The sequence below is a fragment of the Micromonospora eburnea genome, assembly GCF_900090225.1.
In the GTDB taxonomy this organism is placed as follows: Bacteria; Actinomycetota; Actinomycetes; order Mycobacteriales; family Micromonosporaceae; genus Micromonospora; species Micromonospora eburnea.
This window is the reverse complement of sequence record NZ_FMHY01000002.1, coordinates 4,582,880-4,607,000: the sequence shown is the minus strand read 5'-3', so window position 1 is coordinate 4,607,000 and position 24,121 is coordinate 4,582,880. Positions and strand designations below refer to the sequence as shown.

Below are 24,121 nucleotides of genomic sequence, written 5' to 3'. Positions count from 1 at the left end.
ACAACCACTCGTTGATGGCCGGTACGAGGACAGTGGCCTCGTACCGGACGGCGGGCTCGCCCTACGTCACCAGGCCGCGTCGGTAGGCGTACACGACGGCTTGGACGCGGTCGCGCAGGCCGAGTTTGGTGAGGATGCGCGACACGTACGTCTTGACCGTCTCTTGGCTGATGACCAGTGTCGCGGCGATTTCGCTGTTGGACCGGCCGTCGGCGATGAGTCGCAGTACCTCCAGTTCGCGAGGCGTGAGGGCGGCGTCGTCTGGGGTATGCCCCATCGGGCGAATCCGCGAGGCGTACCGGCCGACGAGCTGCCGCGTGACCTCGGGCGCCAGGAGGGCAGCGCCGGTGGCCACGGTGCGGATGCCGTGCAGCAGTTGTGCGGGTGGGGCGTCCTTGAGCAGGAAGCCGCTCGCGCCGGCGCGGAGGGCTTCGTACACGTACTCGTCGAGGTTGAAGGTTGTGACAACGAGGACCTTGACCAGGTGCTCCACGCCGGCGCCAGCCAGGAGGCGGGTCGCTTCGATGCCATCGAGTACGGGCATCCGCACGTCCATCACCACGACATCCGGGTGCAGTTTGCCGGCGAGGTCGACGGCGGTGCGCCCGTCGCCGCATTCGCCGACGACCTCGAGGTCGGGCTGCGCGTCGATGATGGTCGCGAAGCCGGTGCGGATCAGCGCCTGGTCGTCGCAGACCAGGACCCGGATCGGCACCCCGTCCGGCGTGGTCACGACGGGCTGCCGGCGGGGATGCGGGCCCGTACGACGAAGCCGCCGCCGGGTTGCCGGTCGGCGCTGAACTCGCCGCCGAGCACGTCGACCCGTTCGCGCAGGCCGGCCAGGCCGCGCCCACTGCCGCCCACCGCCTTGCCGGCGGACGCGGAGCCTTCGGTACTGACTTCCACGGTGATCTCCCTCTCGCCGTGGTGCACGCGGACCACGGTGGCGCTGCCGTGTGCGTACTTGAGGGCGTTGGTCAACGCTTCCTGCACGACCCGGTAGGTCACGAACTCGGCGCTGCCGCTCGTCTGCGCCGGCGTGCCGTCCTCGGTGAACTCGACCGGCTGGCCGGCCTCGCGGGTCTGCTCCACGAGTTCCTTCAACTCACCTTGTCGCACCGGGTCTCCGGTGCCGTGGTCGGGATTCAGCAGGTCGAGCAGGTGACGCAGGTCGGTGATGGCCCGCCGGCCCGTGTCGGAGACCGCGGCCAGGGTCGCGTCGAGCTTGTCGGGCGCGGCGGTCAGGTAACGGGCCGCTTCGGTCTGGACCACCATCGCCGTCACATGGTGGGTCACGACGTCGTGCAGTTCACGGGCGATGCGGGTGCGTTCGGCGGCACGGGTGTCCTCCGCGACGCGGCGCCGCCGCTCGGCGTCGGCCACCCGGGTGGCGCGCCACCACGACCCGATCCCCCAGGCGAGCACCAGCACGAGGTAGAACAGCACGAACCCGCCCACCTGCTCGTTTGAGCCGAGCCGGTCGAGCCAGACCGCCAGCGGGATGTAGGCCACCGAGAACACGACCATCGTGGCGCGGCGGTGCTGTTCGACACGAGCGCCCGCCGTGATCAGCGCGATCGCCAGGGCGGTGCCGGCGAACGAGTGGTAGGCGCGGACCTGGTCGATGACAAAGCCGGCCGACACCACGGCGAGGCAGGCGATCGGCCACCTGCGGCGGATCGCGAGCGGCAGCGACTGCAGCAACACGGCCACGATGGCCAGGGCGTCGAACGGGCGGGCCGGCAGCTCGCCGACCTCGGTGCCGTGGCCCTGTAACGGTGGCAGCAGCGATCCGACGACGAACAGCATCGCCCACGGGAGGTCCCGGACCGTGACGTCGAGCCGCCGCCACCGGTCCGGGATGCGCCGAAGGTCGATCACTGGGCGAGCCTAGCGGCCGCGTCGATTCCGGCGGCGCGGTGCCGGCGGCTGGGGACCAGGTTGCCGCGTCGGCGGGCAATGGTCAGGAACACGGTGGTCGCGATGATGCCGGCCAGCACCGAGTAGAGGCTGCCTTCAGGGCCGAAGTCGCCGCCGGTGATCCAGGTCGAGCCGGACATGACGCCGTGCAGCAGGCCCTGTGGCTGATTCGTACCGGAGACGCCGGTGCCGAACAGGCCGCCTTCGGCGAAGTTCCAGGCGAAGTGCAGGCCGATGGGCAGCCAGAGAGTGCGGGTGGCGGCGTAGGCGGCGGCGAGCATGCCGCCGGCCTCGACGGCGATGGCAAGTGCGCCCCACAGGCTGGCGTGCGGGTTGACCAGATGCGACGCGCCGAACAGGACACCGGTCAGCGCGAGCGCCCACCAGGTGCCGAGCCAGCCTTCGACGATGCGGAACAGCACGCCGCGGAACAGGACTTCTTCGGTCACCGCGGCCGCGGCCATGAACCCGAGCAGCGCGATCGCACCCGACAGGGAGCCCCAGCCATCGACCCGGTAGTCACCGAGGAGAGCGATGTTGGCGATCACCGCCGTGAACAGCCCGAACCCGATCAGCATGCCCCGGCCGAGAGCGCCGCCGGCCCCTCTCCGCTCAACTTCGACGGGTGCCCGCTTTTCCGTGCGGCGCACGATCCACGCGTACACCAGGAGCGTCAGCACGGCCGTCGCGAACCCGAGCAGCAGGGTCAGCGGCGCGCTCCAGTTCACCGCGCCGACCGCCAGGCTGCCGCCGAAGGCGACCACCGCGACGCACACGAACTGCTTCACCAAACGCATGACGACTCCTTCGATTCCGCTGGCAGCGGTCAAGCACCGCTACAACGAACGCTATGGATTCGCCGCGCCGGAATCGTCACCACCCAGTGGACACTTTCCGGTAGCTCTCACGGGGGATCACTCAACAGCCGATTGCGGTGACCAACATGTTCTGCAACTCGGTCGCCGTCGCCGCAGGCTCGTCACGGAACGCGTGGACCACCACCAACCTGCTCGGTCCGGTGTTGCAGATGAGATCATCGCGGGTCGGCTGAGTTTTTCGGGGCGGTTGTCCGATCGGGAAGCCGGTTCTGCGCGGTCGCCTCTTGCGCCGGGCCGGCCCGCGCGTTGAGCTACAGCGGGGATCCGAACGGAGGCCCGCGCGATGAAGGTCCGTACCAGCAAGATCAGAACAGCGGCCCCGAGGGTCCCGCAGACACCTTCGCCGGGGGTCGATCCGGCGGCGCTCACCCACCCAGGCAGGCCACCGGCGGGCATGGTGGCGCCGGGCGCGGCTCGGGCCCCAGCGTCGCGCGACCTGCTCCGGTTGCAGCGTACGGCCGGCAACCGGGCGGTCGCGTCCCTGCTCACCCTCCAGCGCTGCGGGCCCGTACCGTGCGACTGCCCACCGGAGAAGCAGGACGCGGCCCGGGCCGAATTGGCCGGGCGCGACGCCGGTGGCGGGGATTCCCTCCTCGACGACTCACTGCAACGACAGGCCGCCGAGGCGGGCGGCCCGACCGCTGGCCCCGAGCCGGCGAGCGGCGGGGCGGAGCCGGCGAGCCAAGCCGGGCAGCCGGCGGGCGGTCGGCGCGCGCCCGTGGTCCACGCGCCGCTGACCTCGCCCCGGTTCGCGGGCGAGTCGAGGCTCCAGGCCTGCGCGGCCGACGCGGACCGGCTGCGGCAGGGCGACCGGGGCGGCCCGGTCGAGAAGGTGCAGCAGGCGCTGACCGATCTCGGCTACGACCTCGGTAACGTCGACGGGCGGTACGGCACCCGCACGGCCGCCGCAGTACGCACGTTCAAGGCCGACAACCGGCTCGGGTCCGAGCAGTACGGCGACGTCGGGCCAGGCACGATCGGGCGGCTGGACCAGCTCTTCCCGGCGGGACCGCCGCGCTTCTGTCCGGTGCCGGTGGCCGTCGACGCGGAGCCGGGCGCACCCGTGCAGACCGCCGTGGAGACGGTGGTGCAGACCCAGCCGGTGGCGGCGCCAGAGCGGGGGGATGCCGACGCGGAACCGTGCGTCGAGCCACCGGTACCACCGTCGCCGGTCCCCGTGCCACCGGGTCCCCAGCCACCCGGCCCGGTACCGCCGGGGCCTCAGCCGCCCGAGCCGGTGCCGCCCGAGCCGGTGCCGCCCGAGCCGGTACCGCCCGGGCCGCAACCGACGCCGGCCACGCCCAATTTTGCCCGGAACCTGGCCGGCTGTGCCATCACCGAACCGCCGGGCGCGCCAGCCACGGTCGCGGCGCTGCCCTTCACACCCGATCCGGCCGCGACCCTGCCCGCGACGGAGACCCCGCTGCCGCTGGACTCCATCAAGGACTCGTCTCCGTTCTGGGCCCACGGCGACGCCGAGAAGCTCGCCGAGGAGATGGCAAACTGCTACCAGAGCCGCAAGCCGAAGGACCCGAAGCTCTGGCGGGACAAGAGCCAGCTCCAGCAGGACTTCGACGACGTGCTCCAGGCGTCGTTCACCCGCAGCTCGTTCGGTACGCCCTGGTGGCGGCTGCCGGACCGGCTGGTGGCCGGGCTGCAACAGCAGCGGGCGGCGTTCAAGAAGAAGAACCCGAAGGCCACCGACGCCGTCATCGAGCTGCACATGCAGACCATCCGGCACAAGCAACGCGAAACGGTTCGCCAGTGGGAGGCGAACGCGATGTGGGGCTGGATGGTCGAACGGCGGGACCGGCTCGACTTCGAGACCATCGGCGCGAGCGGCGGCAGGCGGGTGAACCCCGTACCGGAGATCCTCTCTCCCGACCAGCGGGCCAAGGCGATCCATGACCGCCTCGACCAGCTGAAGAGGCCGCTCAGCGAGAAGGAGAAGAAGGCAGCCCTGGCCAAGGCTGCCGCCGCTGCCGGCAAGCAGCCCGAGGAACTGACCGAGCCCGAGCAGCAGGCGGCGCTGGCGCAGGCGGAGGAGGCCAAGCTCAAGGGATTGGGCCAGCTCAACGAGGGTGCCTTCAAGAAGGCCCGGATCGATGCCGAGCAGGCCGCCGGGAATCTGGTCGTACCGACGACGGCCGACTTCGCCGGCTGGACCGAGGATGGGCAGAAGACGCCCGTGCACAAGACGATGCTCGACATCCTGCGGGCCATCCAGTCCGAGTTCGGCACCTTTTCCGCCGGCACCTACGGCGGCATGTCCGGCGAGCACGCCAGCGGCGGGTTCAAGGGGCGCTTCCGGTCACTGGACATGTACCCGGAGAGCGCGAAGGCGGCGGCCTACTTCACCAAGGATGTCGCGTTCCGCTTCGCCGAGGCGATCGACACCGTCGCCGGAAAGCTGGGCTTCACCTACCAGATCCTCTACAACGACTACGTGGTGGCCCGCGAGTTCAACGCACGCGCCCACGCCGGCAAGGGCGCCGAGCACGGCCGGATGGGCAACCAGGACAACGTCACCGAGCAGGAGGTCCAGCTCCCCGACGGTACGAAGGTGAAGCGGCCCGCCAACCTCAACTGGCACGGCCCGCTGGTGACGCACTTCCACGTCGACTTCTCATACTGACCCGGCCGCACCCGGGCCCGGCCTGCTGTCGGCCTGCGTGGACCTGTTCGGCGCGCAGCCGTGGGCGTTCGCCGAGCAGCGGTCGCCGAACTCATTCCTGATCTTGATCGACGCGGGGCTGGCTTGACCTCAGCCTGACCCCGCCCGACGTAACCCCAGCTCGGGCCGTTCAACCCTTGCTGGCTCTGCCCTTTCGGGCAGTGGACGTGCCCCTTCCCGCAGGCCGGCTGGACCAGGTGCGGGGCTCCTAGAAGGTGCACGGTCAAAGTGCGTCCAACCATGTGGTGTAGCTGTGCAGTGGGCTGGTGGACGGCACGGACACCGGTGGCGGGGTGAAGGTCATCGCCGCGTCCGGCCGATTCGGGCGGGAGGCCGTCGCCAACGCCGACCGGTTGGCGCCGGTTTCTGCTCCGCCGTACCCGTCCCGCGGTCCGTGACCAGGACGGGCACACCGCCCCGCGGCGCGGCGACGTGCGAGGAGGACGAGTCGGCGCAGACGTACGTGCCGCGGCAGGAGGTAGGTGAGGAGGGGGCCGTCGAGTAGGGATTCGGCTGTCTTCGGCCAGCAGCCTGCGGGCCGGAGGCTCGTTGGCCCTCTGGTGGACCTGCCCTGACCGGGAGGTGTGACGTGAAGGCACCGGCGGAGGAGCGCGGCGGGTCCACGCGCCGCGCCGCTCCGGCTCCACCGCCGCGCGCGGCCCTCGACCCGGAGCCTTCCACCACCGAGGTACGCGAGACCGGCGGGCGCCTGCTGAGCCCGGCAATGGCTCAGCGGTTGCAGTCGGCGGCGGGTAACCGGGCGGTGGCGGCGTTGGTCGCTCAGCGGCGAGCCGCCGCGACCCGTACGCCCGCTGCCCGGTCAGGAGGCGCAGGTACCGCGGCGAAGCGGCCTGGTACGGGTGGTGCGGCGAGTGGGCCGGCGATGCCCGCCCAGCGCTGCGCCGGGCCGTCCACCTCTGCCGCCCCTTCCCCCTGCGGTGCCGCTGTTGCCGGGTCGATCGATGCAGGGCTGGTGGAGGCCGCGCCGGTGCAGCGGCTGGCGACCGACGCCGGCCCCGTCCACCGTCCCGGGCCGCAGGCTGACCCGAAGTTCGCCGCGTTGAAGGCGGACGTGACCGGCAAGCAGAAGGTGATGTCGGCCCACCCGCCAGCGAAGGCGGAGGCGGGCAAGGCACAGGGGGCGGCGAAGCCGCCGCCGGACGACATGGAAACCCAGGGCAAGGCGGCCAACGCGGAGAAGATGAATGCCGCGAAGCCGGGGGAGTTCGACAAGGCCGCGTTCGTCAAAGCGGTGAACGACGCAATCGCGGCGCAGGCGCCGAAGAACCTGGATGAGGCGGACAAGTTCGCCGACTCGGGTAAGGCGGATGCGGTAAAGGGTCAGGTGCAGGGCCGGGTCGGTGAGGGCAAGAAGGCGTCGGCGAGGGCGATCGAGACGACGACGAAGGCGCCTCCGGACACGTCGAAGGCGAGGGAGAAGCAGGTCACACCGCTGGTGGCGGACCGGCCGCCGGGTGCGCCGGGTACGCCGGATCCGGTGAAGGCGGTACCGGACAAGGCACCGGCGGCGGCGACCGACTTCTCGGCTGGGCCGAAGCAGGTCGACCAGCAGATGGCCGACGCGCAGGTGACCGAGGAGCAGCTCGCCAAGTCGAATGAGCCGGAGTTCACCGGTGCGTTGAAGGAGAAGAAGGAGGGCGAAAAGCATGCGGCGACCGCGCCAGGTGAGGTGCGGGCGGCTGAGGCGCGGACCCTGGCTGGGGCGAAGGCGGCGGCTGGGCAGGCGGGTGCGGCGGCGATGGCGGAGCTGGCCGTTGACCGGAAGCAGTCCGGGGCGCAGGTCAGCGCGGGCAAGGAGGGTGCGAAGTCCGCCGACGAGCAGAAGCGGGTGCAGGTCACCGCCCGGTTGCAGAAGGTCTTCGACGCCACGAAGAAGGAAGTCGAAGACATCCTCACCGGCTTGGACAAGAAGGTCGACGACCTGTTCACCACGGGGGAGAAAGAAGCGCGGGACGCGTTCACCGCCGACTACAAGCGGCGGATCGACGCGTACAAGGACAAGCGCTACTCCGGGGTGAATTTCTGGAAGTGGGGCAAGGACAAGCTCTTCGGGCTGCCCAGCGAGGTGAACGTCTTCTACGAGCAGGCCCGCAAGGGGTACGTCGACCGGATGCAGCAGGTCATCTCCGGTGTCGCGGACGTGATCGGCGCGGAGTTGACGCGGGCGAAGCAGCGGATCGCCAAAGGCCGCGACGACCTACAGGCCGAGGTGAAGAAACTCGGCCCCGACTTGCAGGCGATCGGTAAGGAGGCGGCGGCCGAATTCGCGGGCAAGTTCGACGAGCTGACCGAGTCGGTCGACGCCAAGGGCAAAGAGCTGGTCAACACCCTCGCCACGAAGTACAACGAGGCGCTCAAAGCGGTTGACCAGGAGATCGCCGCGGAGAAGGAGAAGAACAAGGGCCTGGTCGCCAAGGCCATACATGCGGTCGGTGGCGTGATCAAGACGATCATGCAGCTCAAGGACATGCTGCTCGGCGTGCTGGCCAAAGCCGCCCAAGCGGTCATGGCGATCATCAAGGACCCGATCGGCTTCCTCGGCAACCTCGTCTCCGCGGTCGGGACCGGGCTGAAGCAGTTCATCGCCAACATCGGCGAGCACCTGAAGAAGGGCCTGGTCGGCTGGCTGCTCGGTGCCATGGCCGGCGCCGGTCTGGAGTTGCCGGCGAAGTTCGACCTCCGCGGCATCATCATGATGATCGGCTCCCTGCTCGGCCTGACGTGGGGCGCGATCCGGGCGAGGATCGTGCAACGCGGGGTGCCCGAGCAGGCGATGGGCGCGGTCGAGCAGTCGGTGCCGATCGCGCAGAAGATTCAGGCCCAGGGCATCGGCGGGATCTGGGAGGACATCAAGGCCCAGGTCGGCGACCTGAAAGCCAACCTGTTCGGCAAGATCAGCGAGTACCTGATCCCGACCGTGTTGATCGCCGGGATCACCTGGATCATCTCGCTGCTGAACCCGGCGTCGGCGTTCATCAAGGCCTGCAAGATGATCATCGACTTCGTCATGTTCATCGTGAACCAGGGCGCCCAGATCATCGAGTTCGTCAACGCCGTACTCGACGCGATCATCGCTATCGCCGGTGGTGGTGCCGGCGGCGTGCCCGCCCTGATCGAAAAGGCCCTCGCCAGATCCGTGCCCGTGCTGATCGGCGCGCTCGCCGCCATCCTCGGCATCGGCGGCATCGCCAATAAGGTCAAATCCTTCTTCAAGGCCCTGTCCAAGCCGGTCATGAAAGCCGTCGACTGGATCGTCGGCAAGATCGTCAAGCTGGGCAAGGCCATCTGGGCCAAGCTCAAGGCGGCCGGCAAGAAGGTCAAGGACAAGATCACCGGCAAGGGCAAGGACAAGAAAGGCCCGGGCAGGGACGACGATTCCCAGGCCCCCGCCAAGGACGTGGCGCCGGTCAGTAGGCCCTTCGCGATGAAGAGCATGCCCCACACCCTGACCGGCAGCATCGTCAACGGCCGGGCGCAGATCGTCATGGCGAGCACACCCGGCGACCTGCTGACCAAGGCCAAGGTCGCACGTAAGGCCCAGCACGAGGCCGGCAACGCGGACGCCGCGAAGGCCCTCGACGGCTTCATCGGCAAGTACGACGACGAGCCGGCGAAGCTCGCGAAGTCCAAGAGTAAGAAGAAGGACGAGAAGCTGACGGCCCTGCTGAAGTCGATGGCCGAGGACCTGGCCGTGATCGGCCACTCGTTCGACCTAAAGGATCTCACTGCGGACGCAGCCAGGCTGAAGATCGAGGAGATCCAGAAGGCCATGCCCGCCCGCGTCGACGCGTTCATCAAGGATGTGCACGAGCTCTGGCTGCTCAGGTACATCCTCCGGGTGCCTCAGGGCCCCGAGGAGGGGGCACCGGCCTTGTGGGGGAGGGCGGACCTGGCCGGCACCGACACCGACGCCCGTGAGCACGTGATGAAGCCTGAGTTCATCGAGCCGCTGCTCACGTACTTCACACCGGGCAGCGGGCAACGGGTCGACACGAACAAGTTCTTCGACTACGCCTTCAAGAGGGGCGGCCGGGACGCGATCCTGACGAAGCTCGGGACCCCGGTACCCGAGGCCCTAAAGAAGGCCGGTGTGGCCCGCGCCTCGGCGCTCGAGGATTCCGACTACAAGAAGGCGCTCCTGAAGCAACTCAACGAGCTCGGCCCGAGCGCCTTCAATGTCGTCGTGACCCCGTTCGGGCAGCTCGCGCTTCCGAAGATCCGGGAGGGCGAGCACTCGGACTTCGCCCCGGTCGAGATCAAAACAGAAACGAAGAACGGCACCACCACGACGACGTACAAGACCAAGGCCGGTAAGACGTTCACGGTGATCGAGAAGGACACCCAACGGACCGAGACGCTGACGGTGACCGGCGAGGATCTCCGGTTGAAGACTGGCGGCGGCCCGCGTGGCGTCACGCACGACAGCCCGGGATTCATCCCCGGGATGTTCATGAACCGCGCGCACGGCGTCGGCGACCGTTTCGGCGGGTCGGGTTTCGCGACCGGGCTGAACATCGTGTCGACCAGCGACCGATACAACAAGATCAGCCAGGCCGCCCAGGAGCGGGCGATCGCGGCGGCGATGACGGATTTCGCGAAGGAATGCGGACGGCCGGTGAGCGATGTCTCCATGACGCTGACCGTGGTAGTCCATTTCGGGGAGCTGATGACCACCTTGGAGGACCGGATCAAGGCGATGTCATGGTTCAAGGCCGGCGACGCGGACGCGGAACGCAAACTCAAGGCGATCATGGAGATCCTGCGCGACCCGCCCGTTCGCATCGTCAAGGAGACCGAATACCGTTACGTGCTGACCTGCGGCGACAGGTCGACGGGCGCCACCGTGTTCGCCGGCAGCGACGACTGGCTCTTCATCGAGAAGGTTGGGAGATCTAGTGGATCTTGACGAGGCGGTTGAGTTCTACACCGCATACCTGGACGCCCTGTACCAGTACGAAGTCGCGGTCCGAACAGAACCGGACGACGTCCTCGCGGAACGCCGGGCCCGGGCGCAGGCCTTCCTGGACCCCCTGCGCGGCACCTGGGTCGACACCTCGAGCCCGCGCCCGCCGGACATGACGCCTGAGCAGATCAGCGAGCGCGCGGAGAAGCTGCCCACCGTCGCGCGGCCGTCGCTATTCCTGGTCGCGGAGTTCGCCGTTCCCGAGTGGAACTCGCTGTTCGCGGGCTACACCGGCGGCGCCGATGAGGGAACGTTCAGAAGCTATATGTTCCGCTATTTCGCGGGCGAGGTCGAGGGGAAGCCGGCGATCATCACGCAGTATATGCTCGAGCCCTCCTACGGCGAGCCCGGTCAGGTGACCTGGGACTTCACGCAGGGGGTGGAGGTCGGTGACCTCGGCCGGCCGGTCGCGGCGCGCGGTCTGCAGGAGCCGTTTCTCGACGACCAGATCGAGGACTACCGGCAGATTCTCCTTCAGGCCGGCGCCGCCTGATCAACCGAGCGCCTCCAGGTCCACGAAGTGGCTGTACAGCGCCGTACTGAACCAGCAACCCTCGTCACCGAGGGCCAGTAGGCCAGGTTCCTGACCGCCCTGAGTCTCATTTTCCTAGGACGGTTTAGAGGGTGTGCGCCAGCGCCGGGCCTGAAGGCATTCCGGCGGGCCTCGCTCGTGTGACCGCCGCAGCCGATCGAGCTGCCGTCGTGGAATACGTCGCCTCGGGCCAGCGCCCCGCCAGTGCACTGGAAGCACGAGGAGCAGCAGATCCCACAGATTCCCGCCCAGCGCTCGCGTCACGCGGGCCGATACGACGCTGCAGGTCGCCGACCTGCGGGTCGACCTCAACGCCCGGCAGGTCCGGCTCTCCGACCGGGAGGTGAACCTGACCCGCAAGGAGTTCGACCTGCTGATGGCGTTGGCCCGGCAGGCGGGCACGGTGTCTCGCGAACGGTTGCTGATGGACGTAGGGCAGATCACCCGAAAGGCCGAACACCCTCGACGTCCATGTCGCGGCCCTGCGCGGCGAGCTCGACGACGCCGGCCTGGTGGAGACCGTACGCGGGGGTGGGCTACCGGCTGCGGCCGAGCTGACGGCACCGGCCGATTCTCAGATCATCCTCAAGAAATCCCGCCCTGTCGGCCGCGGGCGGCACGGCTGGCGTGTGCTGTCGCCACCGTGTCATCCCCCCTGTTCTGGAGCTTCTATGAGAGACAGACGGACGATCACTTTCTCCGTCCTGCTCGCTGCGACCCTCGCGGCGACCGTTGCGCCCGCGCCCAGCGCGTCCGCGACCAGCCTCGGCGAGGAGCGCTTCCAGCCGAGTGTCACCTACGACCTTTCGGTAACCGACGCCGAGCGTGACGCGATCCACGCGGAAGTCGAGGCGTTGGCGGGACGCGTCAGCAGCGCGCGGGCGGGGGACGGCACCTACGACCCCCTCACTCTGGTCGGGGCGATGCTGGACGGGTCGAGCTACGACTCCATCTCCCGAGGCGGCACGGCCGCGACGGCGTACCCCTTCCCGGTCAGCAACACCGAAGCCAACCAGAACGAGTACGACCGCAAGGTCGCCAAGCTCGCCTGGGTGGTCAAGCTGGCCACCGACCTGGGTTTCCCGGTGGTCGTCCAGCGCCAGCCCGACAAGTACGTCTACGCGGAGATCGGTGACCCGGACGCCCCGGAGATGGTCATGGCGTTGAGTCACCTCGACTCGCCGACGGCTTCCGTTACGCCAGCCCAGCTGGCGCGCTGGCGAGACGCCGATGGCAACCTCGGCACTCCTGGTGCCTACCACTCGCCCTATGTCCAGGACGGCTGGGTCTACGGGGCGGGCATCCAGGACGACAGCGGCCCGACCCTGGCGACGCTGCTCGCGGCCAAGGCGCTACTCGAGGCGGGGTTGCCCCTGGACCGACGCATCCGCATCGTCATGGGAATCTACGAAGACGGTGGTCCCGGCACGCCCTCGACGACGAACACCGCCACCTTCCAGTCCATCCCGTACAACTCGAACCCGAGCTTCTACGACAACTGGGCCTACAAGAACCTCAACCGCGAAGAGATCCCGATCGCGGCCTACACCTCCGACTCGCGGTTCCCGGTCATCGTCGGCAACTCCGGATCGGTGACCCCGTCGGTGTCGATGAGCCTGTCCGCGGACAGCACCAAGGCCTTCCGGCTGACGGACGCCAGAGCCGGCGTCACCCTGCGCGAAGGCGACCCGACGCTCAAGGACATCGCCTACGGCAGCACCACCCAGATCGCCTCGCGGGCCATCTTCACCCTCGACGTCGCGGGTGCCGGCTCCGCCGAGCGCGACCGATTCGTGTCGGCGATCACCGCTGCCGCGACCACGAAGGGTTGGCTCCCGGCCGCTCCCCGCACCACACCCAAGGTGCAGACCACGATCACCGGCGACTCGCTCACGCTGGAGATCAACACTGACGTGGCGATGGAGATGCCGACCCCGCAGTACGGCAAGAACGCCGTCGTGTGGGGGATGTACCTCCTCTCCAAGGGACTCGGCGAACTGGGGGGCGCGGCCGCCGACCTGCAGTTGAAGAAGGCCGCCGACGGCATCACCGACCTGTTCTTCCGCGACGGGGTCGAGGGCGAGGCCTATATCGGCAAGTACATGGGCATCCCGGCGAACCTGTTGCGCAACCCGAACAACGGCACGCCGAACCTGACCTTCGCCCTCATGGGCGGCATCAACTCGGAGACCCCGACGAGCTTCTACACGGACGCCTCCGGCAGCCTCAGCATGCCGATGTACGTGCGCAGCATGCACGTCACCGCGGCCGACTCCGGCCAGGCGACGGCGGCGGTCACGGCCGCCTTCCAGGCGAAGGGGTTCACCATCGGCACCCTCGGCTCGCCCGTCGGTGCCGGGTTGTACGTCACACACGACAACCCGCTGACGGCTCTCCAGTTCGGGAGCTACCAGGCCTCGATCGACCGCAACCCCAAGGAGTTCGCGGATCCGTACGCCCTCCGGGACGTGGTCTATCCGCAGGGCACGACCGGTGGCACCCTGGCCAGCAGCTTCCGCAACAAGATGACCGCGTTCGGCGCCGTCATCCCGGGTAACGAGCGCTGGTGGCACACCGCCAACGAGCGGATGAAGGTCGACTCAGCAGTGCAGATGACCAAGATCATGGCCGATGGCATGCTGGAGATGGCCCGGTACTCCGGCCCCGCCGGTGCCAAGTTCATGTGGGCGGACATGCCCGGGTTGAACGCCGACCGGGCGGACCTCGACCTGCTCGACGTCACGATCGGAACCTACAAGGACGCGTCGGCCGCCGTCGGCACGAGCCAGTTGGGCAACCAGGCCCTGCTCGGCGCCACCTCGTTCAACATCCCGATGTGGAACGGGCGCGGCAACTCGACCCCGACCGCGTCGGCTTTCGAACTGGGGCACGCCCCGGGAGGGGTCTACCTGCCCCTGACCGACACCGAGTACCTGAACAGCACGTACGTGGCACCGATGCGCCTGGAGTTCAAGGTGGAGCGCCCCGACCACATGTCGGACGCGGCCTGGGCGAAGTTCGTCGCCGGCGGCTACGGCGACTTCCAGTTCAACATTCTCGTCGGCGACACGGTTGTGCCGCTGGCCGTTCCTGCGGGGCAGAGTGCGGACAAGTACTTCTCCTCGCGCATTTCGGCCAACAACCCCAACGCCATCTACCTGTCGGTCAACCTCGCGGTCACCGATGCCCCGTACACCGGGGTGCAGGCCATCCTCGCGGACTCCAAGACGGACCTGTACACGGTCAATCCGACGTACCTGGCCTCGAACCCGGATCCGTTCCCCGGGCGCGGAGCCGTCGAACAACGGGGCTTCTTCCTGTTCGGTGATGGGCAGAAGAACGCGGAGTTCTCCTCACCCGACGCGGTCTACGTGACAGTCACCAACGCGGTCATCGATGCCAAGCCGTCGGCGGTGGTGAAGAAGTTGAACGGCAACAAGAACGAGTTGACCATCACGGTGAAGCAGACCCACGTCGACGGCAGCGAGTCCCCTGTGACGGCCACGTTCACCATCGACAACAACGCTGCTGGCACCTACACCGTCGGCGATCACAAGGTATACGTCGACACCAAGGGCAACACCCAGGTGCGGTCGATCTCCATCATGTGACCCGGGTGAACCGGAGGTTCGGCACGGCGCTGCGCTGGCGTACCGCGATCCGCCCCCACAGCAGCGCCAGCAAATGATCCGGACGCCCCGGTGCGGTGCATTTCCCATGCCCGCACCGGGGCGTCACTGCCGCCCGGTGCCCACCGGGGCGTGCGCGGTCCGGAAGTGCCACGCGTCGGCGACGACGTCGTGCAGGTCCGTCCGTCGGCCTCACTCGGCCTGCGACCATCGCCCGCCGGGCGAGTACGAGGCCATCCACTAAGATCAGCACAAGGCCCCCGTCGCCCCGGCCGGAGCGCAGTGATCCGAGTCTCCAAGATCACCGGGGCGGCTCAGGCGCACGTTCGGCGATCTGCCGACAGGCGGACCTGCCAGAGGCCGGAACAACGCCGCGCCCACATCCTTGTCCCGATCGGCCCTCAGTGGCTGCCCAGATCGCGGCGGATCGCGACGACCGCGATGACGAGCACCCCGGCCGCCCAGGCTGCCGCGACCAGCAGACCGTCACGGTCACCGGCGCCTCCGTTCAGAAAGGCCGAGAACGGCAACGGCGCCGCCAACCGGCCCACCACGCCCTCGACGAAGACGAACCATCCCGCGTACCCGATCAGCAGCCAGGTGGCACGACGCACGATGGCCGCGCTCGCGGCCCCGAACACGGCCATGATCGGTACGACCGTCAAAACGTTCCTGTACTGGGCGACCTCGCCCTTGGCGAGCACCAGGACGCCGCTCGTCGCGACGACACCCACCGCCACGATGATGCTGGAGACGAGCTGGCTGATCAGAACCAGCACCCGGTTCGTCCGGGCGAGATAGAGCAGGAACGCCGTGCGGTGTTGATGATGTTGCCCCACCACCATGACGGCGAGCCACAGCGCTCCCATGCCCGCCAGGAGTCCCCACGCGTCGGTGTCGTACCAGCCGAAGAGGGCGCCCAGGGCGCTGAACGCGACGATGGAGACCCAACCCGACCGGATCGTGGCCACCCGGTAGAGCTCGCTACGGATGAGCGCGATCACTGCGCGGCCGCCAGGTCCAGGAAGATCCGTTCCAGGCTTGGGACGTCGGCGGTCAGCTCGTAGATCGGCACCCGCGCGGCGAAGGCAACCTCGCCGGCATCCTGAGCGGACAGCCCGATCACCTCCAAGCAGTGACCGTCAGCGGTGACGCGAGCGCCGGCGCTCCGGAACGCCTGGCCGAGACGGTGCGGGTCGCGGCCGCGTACGCGAAGCCGTGCCGTGGCGCCGTAGAGTGCCGCGAGCGGCGCCGCACACCTGACCCGGCCTCCGGCGATGATGACGACGTCGTCAATGAGCTGGGCCAACTCGGCCAACTGGTGGCTGGAGATGAGCACCGTCCCACCTCTGCGGGCATGGTCCCGCAGCAGCCGGCGCAGCCACACGATGCCCTCCGGGTCCAGGCCGTTGGCCGGCTCGTCGAGGATGAGCACCGGCGGGTCTCCCAGCAGCGCCGTGGCCACGGCGAGACGCTGCCGCATGCCCAACGAGTAGTCGCCCGTGCGTTGATCCGCGGCGTCGGCGAGGCCCACGGACTCAAGCAACGCGTCCGCGCGGGAGCGGCTCGCCCCGGCGACGATGGCCTGGCAGACCAGGTGCGCGCGCCCGGACTGGCCCGGGTGGCTGATGCCCTGTTCGAGGACCGCGCCGACCTGCCGGAGCGGATGCGGCAGATCCCCGAACCTGCGGTTGTTGATCAACGCGTGGCCGGACGTCGGTCGGGTCAGGCCCAGCAGCATTCGCAGCGTCGTCGTCTTCCCGGAGCCGTTGAGCCCGAGAAATCCCGTCACTCTGCCAGGTGCGGCGGAGAACGTGACCCCGTCCACCGCTCGCCGGCGACGGTATGCCTTGGTGAGATCGAAGGCCTGGATCATCGCACCCGCCGTCACGCCTTGTCGCGCAGTGGCGCCACCCGGTCGATGCGGTTGGTCCACACGGAACCGGTGAAGCCGTCCGGCAGCCTCCTCCAGTCGTCGGCGCTGTCGAAGCCCTCGGAGAACCCACCGTCCCCAGCAACGATGACCACCCGGGTGCCCTTGTCCGCCATCCGGTCGACGAACTTGTTCGGCCACCCCCACAGATAGGGCGCGTACGCCTCGGGAATGTGCAGCTCCCGGTGCTCGCAGACGTCCGGCACAGAGCCGGTCCAGCCCACCGCGATGTAGCGGAGCAGGCAGTCCTTCATGATCGCTTTCGACAGCACCCGTAGCCGTGGCATCCTGGCCGACAGCGCGGCGATCGGCTCGTCGCCGCCGTACGCGCTGAGCGTGGCGAGCCGTTCAGCTGGCAGCGTGGCCAGGTAGTCGGCGAGCATTTCCCCTTCGGTCGGGTCACCGCTCTTGACGTCGATCAGCAGCTCCCGGTCGGGGAACGCGGCCAACACCTCCTCGATGGTCGGCATCAGGCCGACTCCTGTGCCCCGGAACGGATAGCTGGCACCCCTGTCCGGGGTGTAGTTGTAGCCGACGTCGAGCCGGCGCAGGTCCGCCAGTGTGTGCTCACGTACCCGGCCGGTGCCGTTGGTGCGGCACTCCAGCTGATGGTCGTGAAAGACCACGATCCGGTCATCCATCGTCACCTGGATGTCGAACTCCACGATGTCGGCGCCAGCGTCGAAGGCGGCTCGCATCGACTCGATCGTGTTTTCGAGATACGGATGTTCCGGCTGGTGAATCAGCTCCGCCGTACAGGTGTCGTTCTCCACCCCGGCGAGGTCGAAGGTCTGCGCCAGGCCGCGGTGGGCGAGCAGCAGCGGACCTCCGCCATCGGAACCGGCCAGCCACGAGCTGTTGTTCACGTAGACGAAGGCGGCGAGGCCGAGCGTGCAGGCGAGCAGGACGCGCAGGACACGGCGCCGCCGGGTGACGGGGCCGCGCTGGAGTTGGTCAGGCAGAGTCACGGGCATCAGCGTCGCGGCACGGGCCCGATGGCGGAACCGGCGAAGGACGTAGCCCGACCGTGTCTTTCGGGCCAGTCCGCCGATTCGCTGTCAACGACTACGGTGAGTCACTGCCCGTCCGACAGGTCGCGGATCAGCAGTGCGGCCTGCGTACGGCTCGTCACCTGTAGCTTCGCCAACACGTTGCTGACGTGCGTCTTCACCGTGCGTTCCGCGAGTCGCAGATCACGGGCGATGTCCTGGTTGGCCAGGCCGCGACCGAGCAGGTCCAGGATCTCCCGTTCGCGGGGCGTCAGGGTGGCGACCCGGCTGGCTGCCGAGTCGTACCGGTCCGGGACCGGGCCGGCACCGTCCGTACTCGCCTGTTCATCGCGCTCCCGCCAGAGGGCGTCGGCGGCGGATGAGCTGAGCGCTGTCACACCACTACGGACGCTCCGGACGGCCGCGGCCAGCTCGTCGCCGGTCGCGTCCTTCAGCACGAAGCCGTCCGCTCCGGCGACGAGGGCGCGGCGGATCTCCTCGGCCCGACCGATGGTGGTCAGCATCAGTATTCGCGCGCCCAGGTCTGGAAACCGCTCGCGCAGCCAGCGCAGGACGCGTACCCCGTCGGCGCCCGGCAGGTATAGATCCAGCAGGATGACATCAACGCTCGCCGGATGGCGCTCGACAAAGTCGAGCAGCGCCGGACCGTCGACCAGCGCCGCGACCACCTCAATGTCCGGCTGAGCGTCAAGGATCAGAGACAACCCTTCCCGCACCAGCGCCTGATCATCCACGATGGCAAGCCGGACCACCGGGTGATCCTACTGACGGGCCGGGACCGGTGGCCGCGGCGGTATCGGGAGGCGAGGCGACGTGGTACTGCAACGACACAGCCTGCTCGGCTGGCTACGGGCCCGCTGGCAAGTCGTCGTGGACCTCACGCTACAGGTGCTCCTCGCCGGGCTGTTTCTGCTCAGCGGGGTGGCGACCTCGGCAAGTGGAGCAGCGGTCACCGGCGACGGGCCGGCACCGGCCCTGCTCCCCGCGTCGCTGTCCGCCCTGCAGATCCTCCCCCTGGCGGTACGCCGTCGGGCACCTGGCCTGGTACTCGCGGTCGTCGGCCTGAGCACCGTGGCGCACGTACTCGTCGGCATGTCACGCACCGTCGGGTACCTGCCCGCGTTGCTGGCGATCGCGACCGCAGCCGAACGCCCCTCGCCGCTGGTCCGTTGGGGTTTGTGCTGGACGACGACGGCCGCGGTGGCCGTTGCCAGCCTGCCCCGCCGCGGCCCGGTGGAAGGGGCGCTTCTCGCCGTTGTGGCGTTCACCGTCGCCTGGCTTGCCGGCGTCGAGCGCGGCAACCTGTTACGGCACCGGGTCGCGCTGGTCGAGGAGCGGACCAGACTGCGTCTTGAGCGGCGAACGGCCGCCGCGGACCGGGCCGCGGCGGCGGCCCGGGAACGGCTGGCGCGCCAGCTGCACGACACCGTCGCACACACCATCACGGTGATGGTCGTTCAGACCGAGGCACTGCTGGTCACCGGCGGACTGACGCCCGCTCAGCGGGACCGGGCCAACCGGGTGCTGACGGCCGGCAGGGGAGGCCTGACCGAGATCCGCAAGGTCGTCACCGCGTTGGACACTCATGCCTCGTCCGCCTCCGCGAACAACCTCACCGAACGGCTGGACCAGCTCAGGGCCGCCGGGTTGGACGTACCGGCGGGCCCCCCAGCCGGTCTCGTCGACCTGCCCGAGCCGCTGCTGACCGTGGCGCACCGGTTGATCGGGGAGGCGGCCACCAACGCTCTGCGGCACAGTGGCCCTGGCACCCGGCTCGACATCGTGATAGATCGCGACGCCGAGCGAATTTCGGTCTCCGCGCTGAGTGAACCGCAGGCCAGAAGCCGACGGCCACGGCCGCAACGGAGCTCACCGGAGGCCCGCACAGGTGACCTGTCCGGCTACGGGCTGCGCAGCCTGGCCGAGGATGTCGAGGAATACGGAGGCATCCTCCGCCACGGTCCGCTCAGCGGCGGTGGGTGGAACGTCATCGCCACCTTCCCGGCCCAATGCGGTTTCGATCAACCACCGGACCGCAAGCCGGCCACGCCGTCGTGAAGGAACTGAGCCGGCCGTCCGCGCGAGGCCGGCCTCAACGGGTCAGCCGACGCGGTGGCCGTTGAGGAAGATCGCGCCGCTCGGCCCGTTCTCGGGGAGCGTCGCGGCCTTCGCGATCCAGCCGGCGGCCACCGAAGGAGGCATGTCCTCCTCGTCGGTTCCGAGCTCGGGGTGCGTGTCGGCGCGACCGGGGTCCACCGAGTTGACGAGCACCTTCGTGTCGCGGAATGCCGCCGCGAGCATCAGGGTGAGGTAGTTGAGCGTGTGCTTGGTGAACGAGTACGCCGGCGCTCCGACGTCGCCGGGCTGCTCCCCGAGGAAGGTGATCTGCTGATAGGCGCCGCTCGAGATGTTGACGACGCGCGCCGCAGGTGCCGCCTCAAGCAGGGGGCGCAGCGCCACGGTGAGCGCCCACGGACCGACGACGTTGACGTCGAACGCGGCCCGGATGTCGTTGGTCGGCGCGTCGAGTGCAGTGCTCGTATTCATGTCGGGGAACACGCTCGCGTTGTTGATGAGGACGTCGAGGTGGCCGTGGTCTGCCTGAATGCGCTTGGCGACGCCCGGGAACTCGTCGGTCGCCGCAAGGTCGAGCCGATAGCCCTCGGCTCTGTGCCCCTCGGCGCGCAGCGCGCTCGCCTGCTCCTCCGCCTGGGCGTCGGTCCGCGCGGTCACGATGACGTGGAAGCCCTGCTGGGCGAGCGCGCGGGCGGTGGCGAGGCCGAGACCATTGGTCCGGCCGGCGCCGGTGACGAGTGCGACTTTCCGATTCACTTCATCCTCGCCCTGGTGATGGGCGGCTTGCCGCCGGTAGTGGTGTGGGGCCGGTGGTGATTGTAGTGACGCAGCCAGGCGGCCACGGCCTTCAGGCTCGTCATGCCGCTGGTCGCGGCGCTCGACTCGACCGCGTACCCGCTCTGGAGCCGTGCGGTTGATCGAGCACCTTGAGAAGGGCGAGCCGGCTGGGCGCCGACGACGGCCACGCCGAGGCGTACGTGGGGGAGGTGCTGCGCCACGACACCCATCCCACCTCATTCGGCACCGGAATGGAGGCGCCTATCGTGCTGCCCTGCCTGGTCCGGTACGCGGATGCACTGGAATTGGCGGGTACGCCGGTGCGTGACGACCGGTTCGCGATTCGCACGAACCAATCAGTGCCGACGCTGATAAAGACTGGGGTGAATTCTTAGGGGTTATCGCCCCTGGGGCGGCCACCTAGTATCTGAAACAGCGAAACGGTGCAGTGGCATTTCCCGTTCTTTCCTGTCCGGCTAACCGGCCGGTGCCGGCCGACCGCCGGGCCGCCGCCGGTGGCGTCCGCCGGTCACCGCCGGCGGCCCGCCATCACCGCGGGACCGGGACCACGATCTCCCCGTTCCGCGGCTGGGGTATGCCGGCCGCCTTCCCCCGGGCGGTCGGCATACCGCATCGCCCGCCGTGCCGGCGGCCCGGGCCCACGAAGGTGAGGCGAACATGATTCAGCTGCTGAGCCCTGGGGGGACACTGAGCGCGGATCCGCGGGCGCCCCTGCACGTCACCCCCGGGCTGTGCCGGGACCTTTACCGCGACATGGTGCTCGCCCGCCGGTTCGACGAGGAGGCGCTGGTCCTGCAACGGCAGGGCGAGCTCGGTCTCTGGCTCATGGCGCTCGGGCAGGAGGCAGCACAGGTGGGCTCCATCCGTGCGCTCACCGCGGTGGACCACGTGTTCCCCAGCTACCGCGAGCACGCCGCCGCGCTCTGCCGAGGGATCAGCCCGGCCGAGCTGCTGGCGCAGTGGCGGGGGGTGGCCCACAGCGGGTGGGACCCGGCCCGCTACCGCTTCCACATCTACACCCTGGTCCTCGGCGCGCAGACCCTGCACGCCACCGGCTACGCGCTCGGGGTCCGTCTGGACGGGGCACCGGAGGTGGTGCTGACCTACTTCGGTGACGGTGCGAGCAGCCAGGGCGACGTGAACGAGGCGCTGAACTGGGCCGCGGTGACCAGCGCACCGATCGTCTTCTTCTGCCAGAACAACCAGTGGGCCATCTCCACCGCCACGTCGCAGCAGATGGGCGCCCCGCTGCACAGCCGCGCCGCCGGCTTCGGCCTGGACGCCTACCACGTCGACGGCAATGACGCGCTTGCCGTGTACGCCGTGACCGCCAAGGCTGCCGAGGCCGTCCGCGAGGGCGGCCGGCCGGCGCTGATCGAGGCGCATACGTACCGCATCGCCGGGCACAGCACCTCCGACGACCCCCGGATCTACCGGCCCGAGAGCGAGGTGGAGCGGTGGCGCGGACGCGACCCGATCAGCCGCCTGGCGATCCTGCTCAAGGACCGTGGCTGGGCCGACGAGCAGTACTTCGACGAGCTGGACAGCGACGCCCGGAAGCTGGCGGAGGAGACCAGGGCGGCCTGCCTGTCGCTGCCCGATCCGATGCTGGAGGACACGTTCCGGCACACCTTCGCCGACGAGCCGCCTCTGCTGCGCGAGGAACGCGAGCGGATGAGCGCGTACCGGGCCTCGTTCGCCGACGGGCCCGCGGTGACCCCTCGATGATCACACTGGCGGCGGCGTTGAACCGGGGCCTGCGGGCCGCGATGGCGCGCGATCCGCGGGTCGTGGTGATGGGTGAGGACGTGGGCCGGCTCGGCGGCGTCTTCCGGGTGACCGCAGGCCTGCGCGACGACTTCGGCGGGGACCGGGTCATCGACACCCCGCTGGCCGAGTCCGGCATCGTGGGCACGGCCGTGGGCCTGGCGTTACGCGGCTACCGGCCGGTCTGCGAGATCCAGTTCGACGGCTTCGTCTACCCGGCGTTCGACCAGATCGTCAGCCAGCTCGCCAAGATGCGGGCCCGCTCCGGCGGCCGGCTGAGCCTGCCCGTGGTGATCCGTATCCCGGGCAGCGGCGGCATCGGCGCGGTGGAACATCACAGCGAGTCCAACGAGACCTATTTCGTGCACACCGCCGGGCTGCGCGTGGTCACCTGCGCCACCCCGTCCGACGGTTACACGATGATCCAGCAGGCGGTGGCGAGCGACGACCCGGTGATCTTCTACGAGCCCAAGTGCCGGTACTGGCAGAAGGGCGAGGTCGAGGAGGGCCCGCCGCCGTCCGCCGGATCCGCGCTGCACGCGGCGCGGGTGGTCCGCGCGGGTACCGATCTCACGATCGTCACCTACGGTTCGATGGTGCACCCCGCCCTGATCGCCGCGCAGATCGCCGGGCAGGAGGGGCGCTCGGTGGAGGTCCTCGACCTGCGCTCGCTGGCACCGCTCGATCTGCCGGCGGTGCTGGCGTCGGTACGCCGGACCCACCGCGCCGTCGTGGTGCACGAGGCGCCCACAACGCTCGGCCTGGGCGCGGAGATCGCGGCGCTGCTGACCGAGCACTGCTTCTTCGAGATGGAGGCGCCGGTGCTGCGGGTGGGCGGCTACAACATCCCGTACCCGCCGTCGCGGGCGGAGGAGGCATACCTGCCGGACGCCGACCGGATCCTGGACGCCATCGACGCCTCGCTCGGGTACTGACCTGGTCTTCAACCCGAGCGCATCCGTGCCGGGACTTGCACGGGCAGGTCACGCACGAGGAACGCCAGCCGGGGCGCGTCGTACCCGGCGTCGGCCACGACCAGGATGTCCGGGCCACCGGCGTGCCACCGCCCGGCCGCAACCAGCCGCTCCACGATGTCCCGCACCTGGCCGGCGGTGACCGTCGACTCAAACTTGAGCGGCGACCGGCCCCCGGGCTGCTCAGGCGCCGGTGAGGATGCGGGCCACGACGCCGTTCACGTCGTTGCGGCAGTCGTTGAGATAGAAGTGCCCGCCCGGGAAGACCAGCACCTCCGAGGCGCCGGTGGTGTGCGAGCGCCACTCGTGCGCGTCCGCGAGCGTGACCCGCGGGTCGGTGTCGCCGGTCAGCACCGTGATCGGGGCGGAAACGGTGGCACCCGGCCGTCCCCGGTACGTCTCGATCGCCCGGTAGTCGGCCCGGATGGCCGGCAGGATCATCCGCAGGATGTCGGTGTCGTCGAGCATGTCGTTCGAGGTGCCGCTGAGGTCGCGTAGCTCCGCGATGATGCCGGCGTCGTCGCGCAGGTGCACCTGCTCGGTGCGGAACACCGACGGCGCCCGGCGGCCGGAGACGATGACGTGCTGCGGGCTGACGCCCAGCTTGGTCTCCAGCCGCACCGCGACCTCGAACGCCAGCGCGGCTCCCATGCTGTGTCCGAACAGCGCCAGGGGACGGTCGGCCAGGCCCCGTACCGCCTCGAAGACGCGGTCGGCCAGCTCGCCCAGGTCCTCGATGCACGGCTCGAACCGGCGGTCCTGCCGGCCGGGGTACTGCACCGACAGCACCTCGACCGCCGGCGTCAACGCATGCGACATCGGGAAGAAATAGCTCGCCGACCCGCCGGCGTGCGGGAGACAGACAAGCCGTACATCGGCCTGCGGGCACTGATGGAAGCAGCGGATCCAGAGGCTTTCTTCCTCGGTCATCGACCACGCTTTCTGT

Annotated in this window: 18 protein-coding genes and 1 pseudogene; 8 read left to right on the top strand and 11 right to left on the bottom strand. The window is 69.3% G+C overall.

Annotation, left to right across the window (positions count from 1 at the left end):
- Positions 1–61: 61 nt before the first annotated feature.
- Genes GA0070604_RS20105 through GA0070604_RS20095 form a run of 3 tightly spaced genes read right to left on the bottom strand, consistent with a single transcriptional unit; the run spans position 62 to position 2,717 of the window.
- Positions 62–733, bottom strand: a complete 672-nt coding sequence (locus GA0070604_RS20105; protein ID WP_244162017.1) for a response regulator — start codon at positions 731–733, stop codon at positions 62–64.
- Positions 730–1,881: a sensor histidine kinase gene (locus GA0070604_RS20100; RefSeq protein ID WP_091120632.1), complete on the bottom strand. Its 1,152-nt coding sequence runs from the start codon at positions 1,879–1,881 to the stop codon at positions 730–732. Before GA0070604_RS20100 ends, GA0070604_RS20105 begins: the two co-directional genes overlap by 4 nt.
- Entirely contained in the window at positions 1,878–2,717 is an 840-nt protein-coding gene (locus GA0070604_RS20095; RefSeq protein ID WP_091120628.1) for a CPBP family intramembrane glutamic endopeptidase, read from the bottom strand. Before GA0070604_RS20095 ends, GA0070604_RS20100 begins: the two co-directional genes overlap by 4 nt.
- 364 nt (positions 2,718–3,081) lie before the next feature.
- On the opposite strand from GA0070604_RS20095, the gene GA0070604_RS20090 reads away from it, so the two are divergent.
- From GA0070604_RS20090 to GA0070604_RS20075, 5 genes are all read left to right on the top strand, one after another.
- Positions 3,082–5,433: a peptidoglycan-binding domain-containing protein gene (locus GA0070604_RS20090; RefSeq protein WP_091120624.1), complete on the top strand. Its 2,352-nt coding sequence runs from the start codon at positions 3,082–3,084 to the stop codon at positions 5,431–5,433.
- Positions 5,434–5,738: 305 nt separating this feature from the next.
- Positions 5,739–5,870, top strand: a complete 132-nt coding sequence (locus GA0070604_RS33990; protein ID WP_279615700.1) for a hypothetical protein — start codon at positions 5,739–5,741, stop codon at positions 5,868–5,870.
- Positions 5,871–6,061: 191 nt separating this feature from the next.
- Positions 6,062–10,399 (top strand): phage tail protein, encoded by a 4,338-nt coding sequence (locus GA0070604_RS20085; protein ID WP_141721356.1) that lies wholly within the window; start codon positions 6,062–6,064, stop codon positions 10,397–10,399.
- Positions 10,389–10,949 (top strand): hypothetical protein, encoded by a 561-nt coding sequence (locus GA0070604_RS20080; protein ID WP_091120618.1) that lies wholly within the window; start codon positions 10,389–10,391, stop codon positions 10,947–10,949. Before GA0070604_RS20085 ends, GA0070604_RS20080 begins: the two co-directional genes overlap by 11 nt.
- Before the next feature lie 551 nt (positions 10,950–11,500).
- A complete protein-coding gene (locus GA0070604_RS20075; RefSeq protein ID WP_141721355.1) occupies positions 11,501–14,599 on the top strand; it encodes a M20/M25/M40 family metallo-hydrolase in 3,099 nt (1,032 codons plus the stop codon).
- Between the two features lie 419 nt (positions 14,600–15,018).
- Here GA0070604_RS20075 and GA0070604_RS20070 read toward each other — a convergent pair whose 3' ends face one another.
- The 4 genes from GA0070604_RS20070 to GA0070604_RS33985 all read right to left on the bottom strand — a co-directional run bounded on the left by GA0070604_RS20070 (position 15,019) and on the right by GA0070604_RS33985 (position 18,312).
- Positions 15,019–15,621, bottom strand: coding sequence for a hypothetical protein (locus GA0070604_RS20070; protein WP_091120610.1), 603 nt, complete (start codon positions 15,619–15,621; stop codon positions 15,019–15,021).
- A complete protein-coding gene (locus tag GA0070604_RS20065; RefSeq protein WP_091127284.1) occupies positions 15,618–16,493 on the bottom strand; it encodes an ATP-binding cassette domain-containing protein in 876 nt (291 codons plus the stop codon). The genes GA0070604_RS20070 and GA0070604_RS20065 overlap by 4 nt, the downstream gene beginning before the upstream one ends.
- An 11-nt stretch (positions 16,494–16,504) precedes the next feature.
- On the bottom strand, positions 16,505–17,518 hold the full coding sequence (locus tag GA0070604_RS20060) for a glycerophosphodiester phosphodiesterase family protein (RefSeq protein ID WP_244162016.1): 1,014 nt from the start codon (positions 17,516–17,518) through the stop codon (positions 16,505–16,507).
- 107 nt (positions 17,519–17,625) lie between these two features.
- Positions 17,626–18,312, bottom strand: a complete 687-nt coding sequence (locus GA0070604_RS33985; protein WP_091120603.1) for a response regulator — start codon at positions 18,310–18,312, stop codon at positions 17,626–17,628.
- A 61-nt stretch (positions 18,313–18,373) separates the two neighbouring features.
- On the opposite strand from GA0070604_RS33985, the gene GA0070604_RS20050 reads away from it, so the two are divergent.
- Positions 18,374–19,618, top strand: a complete 1,245-nt coding sequence (locus tag GA0070604_RS20050; RefSeq protein WP_091120600.1) for a sensor histidine kinase — start codon at positions 18,374–18,376, stop codon at positions 19,616–19,618.
- A gap of 42 nt (positions 19,619–19,660) precedes the next feature.
- Here GA0070604_RS20050 and GA0070604_RS20045 read toward each other — a convergent pair whose 3' ends face one another.
- Both GA0070604_RS20045 and GA0070604_RS34350 read right to left on the bottom strand, forming a co-directional pair.
- Positions 19,661–20,392 carry an SDR family NAD(P)-dependent oxidoreductase gene (locus tag GA0070604_RS20045; RefSeq protein ID WP_091120596.1) on the bottom strand — a complete coding sequence of 244 codons (732 nt, stop codon included), beginning with the start codon at positions 20,390–20,392 and terminating at the stop codon, positions 19,661–19,663.
- Positions 20,389–20,496, bottom strand: a complete 108-nt coding sequence (locus GA0070604_RS34350; RefSeq protein ID WP_425256118.1) for an integrase core domain-containing protein — start codon at positions 20,494–20,496, stop codon at positions 20,389–20,391. The genes GA0070604_RS20045 and GA0070604_RS34350 overlap by 4 nt, the downstream gene beginning before the upstream one ends.
- Before the next feature lie 595 nt (positions 20,497–21,091).
- Between GA0070604_RS34350 and GA0070604_RS20035 the strand changes: the two genes are divergently transcribed.
- On the top strand, positions 21,092–22,162 hold the full coding sequence (locus GA0070604_RS20035; protein WP_091120590.1) for a thiamine pyrophosphate-dependent dehydrogenase E1 component subunit alpha: 1,071 nt from the start codon (positions 21,092–21,094) through the stop codon (positions 22,160–22,162).
- On the top strand, positions 22,159–23,136 hold the full coding sequence (locus GA0070604_RS20030) for an alpha-ketoacid dehydrogenase subunit beta (RefSeq protein ID WP_091120586.1): 978 nt from the start codon (positions 22,159–22,161) through the stop codon (positions 23,134–23,136). The genes GA0070604_RS20035 and GA0070604_RS20030 overlap by 4 nt, the downstream gene beginning before the upstream one ends.
- Positions 23,137–23,150: 14 nt before the next feature.
- Here GA0070604_RS20030 and GA0070604_RS20025 read toward each other — a convergent pair.
- Positions 23,151–23,333 (bottom strand): annotated as a pseudogene (locus GA0070604_RS20025) (transposase); the annotation flags it as partial.
- 25 nt (positions 23,334–23,358) lie between these two features.
- Complete coding sequence (locus GA0070604_RS20020) at positions 23,359–24,105, bottom strand: thioesterase II family protein (protein ID WP_091120579.1); 747 nt, start codon at positions 24,103–24,105, stop codon at positions 23,359–23,361.
- Between the last annotated feature and the right edge of the window lie 16 nt (positions 24,106–24,121).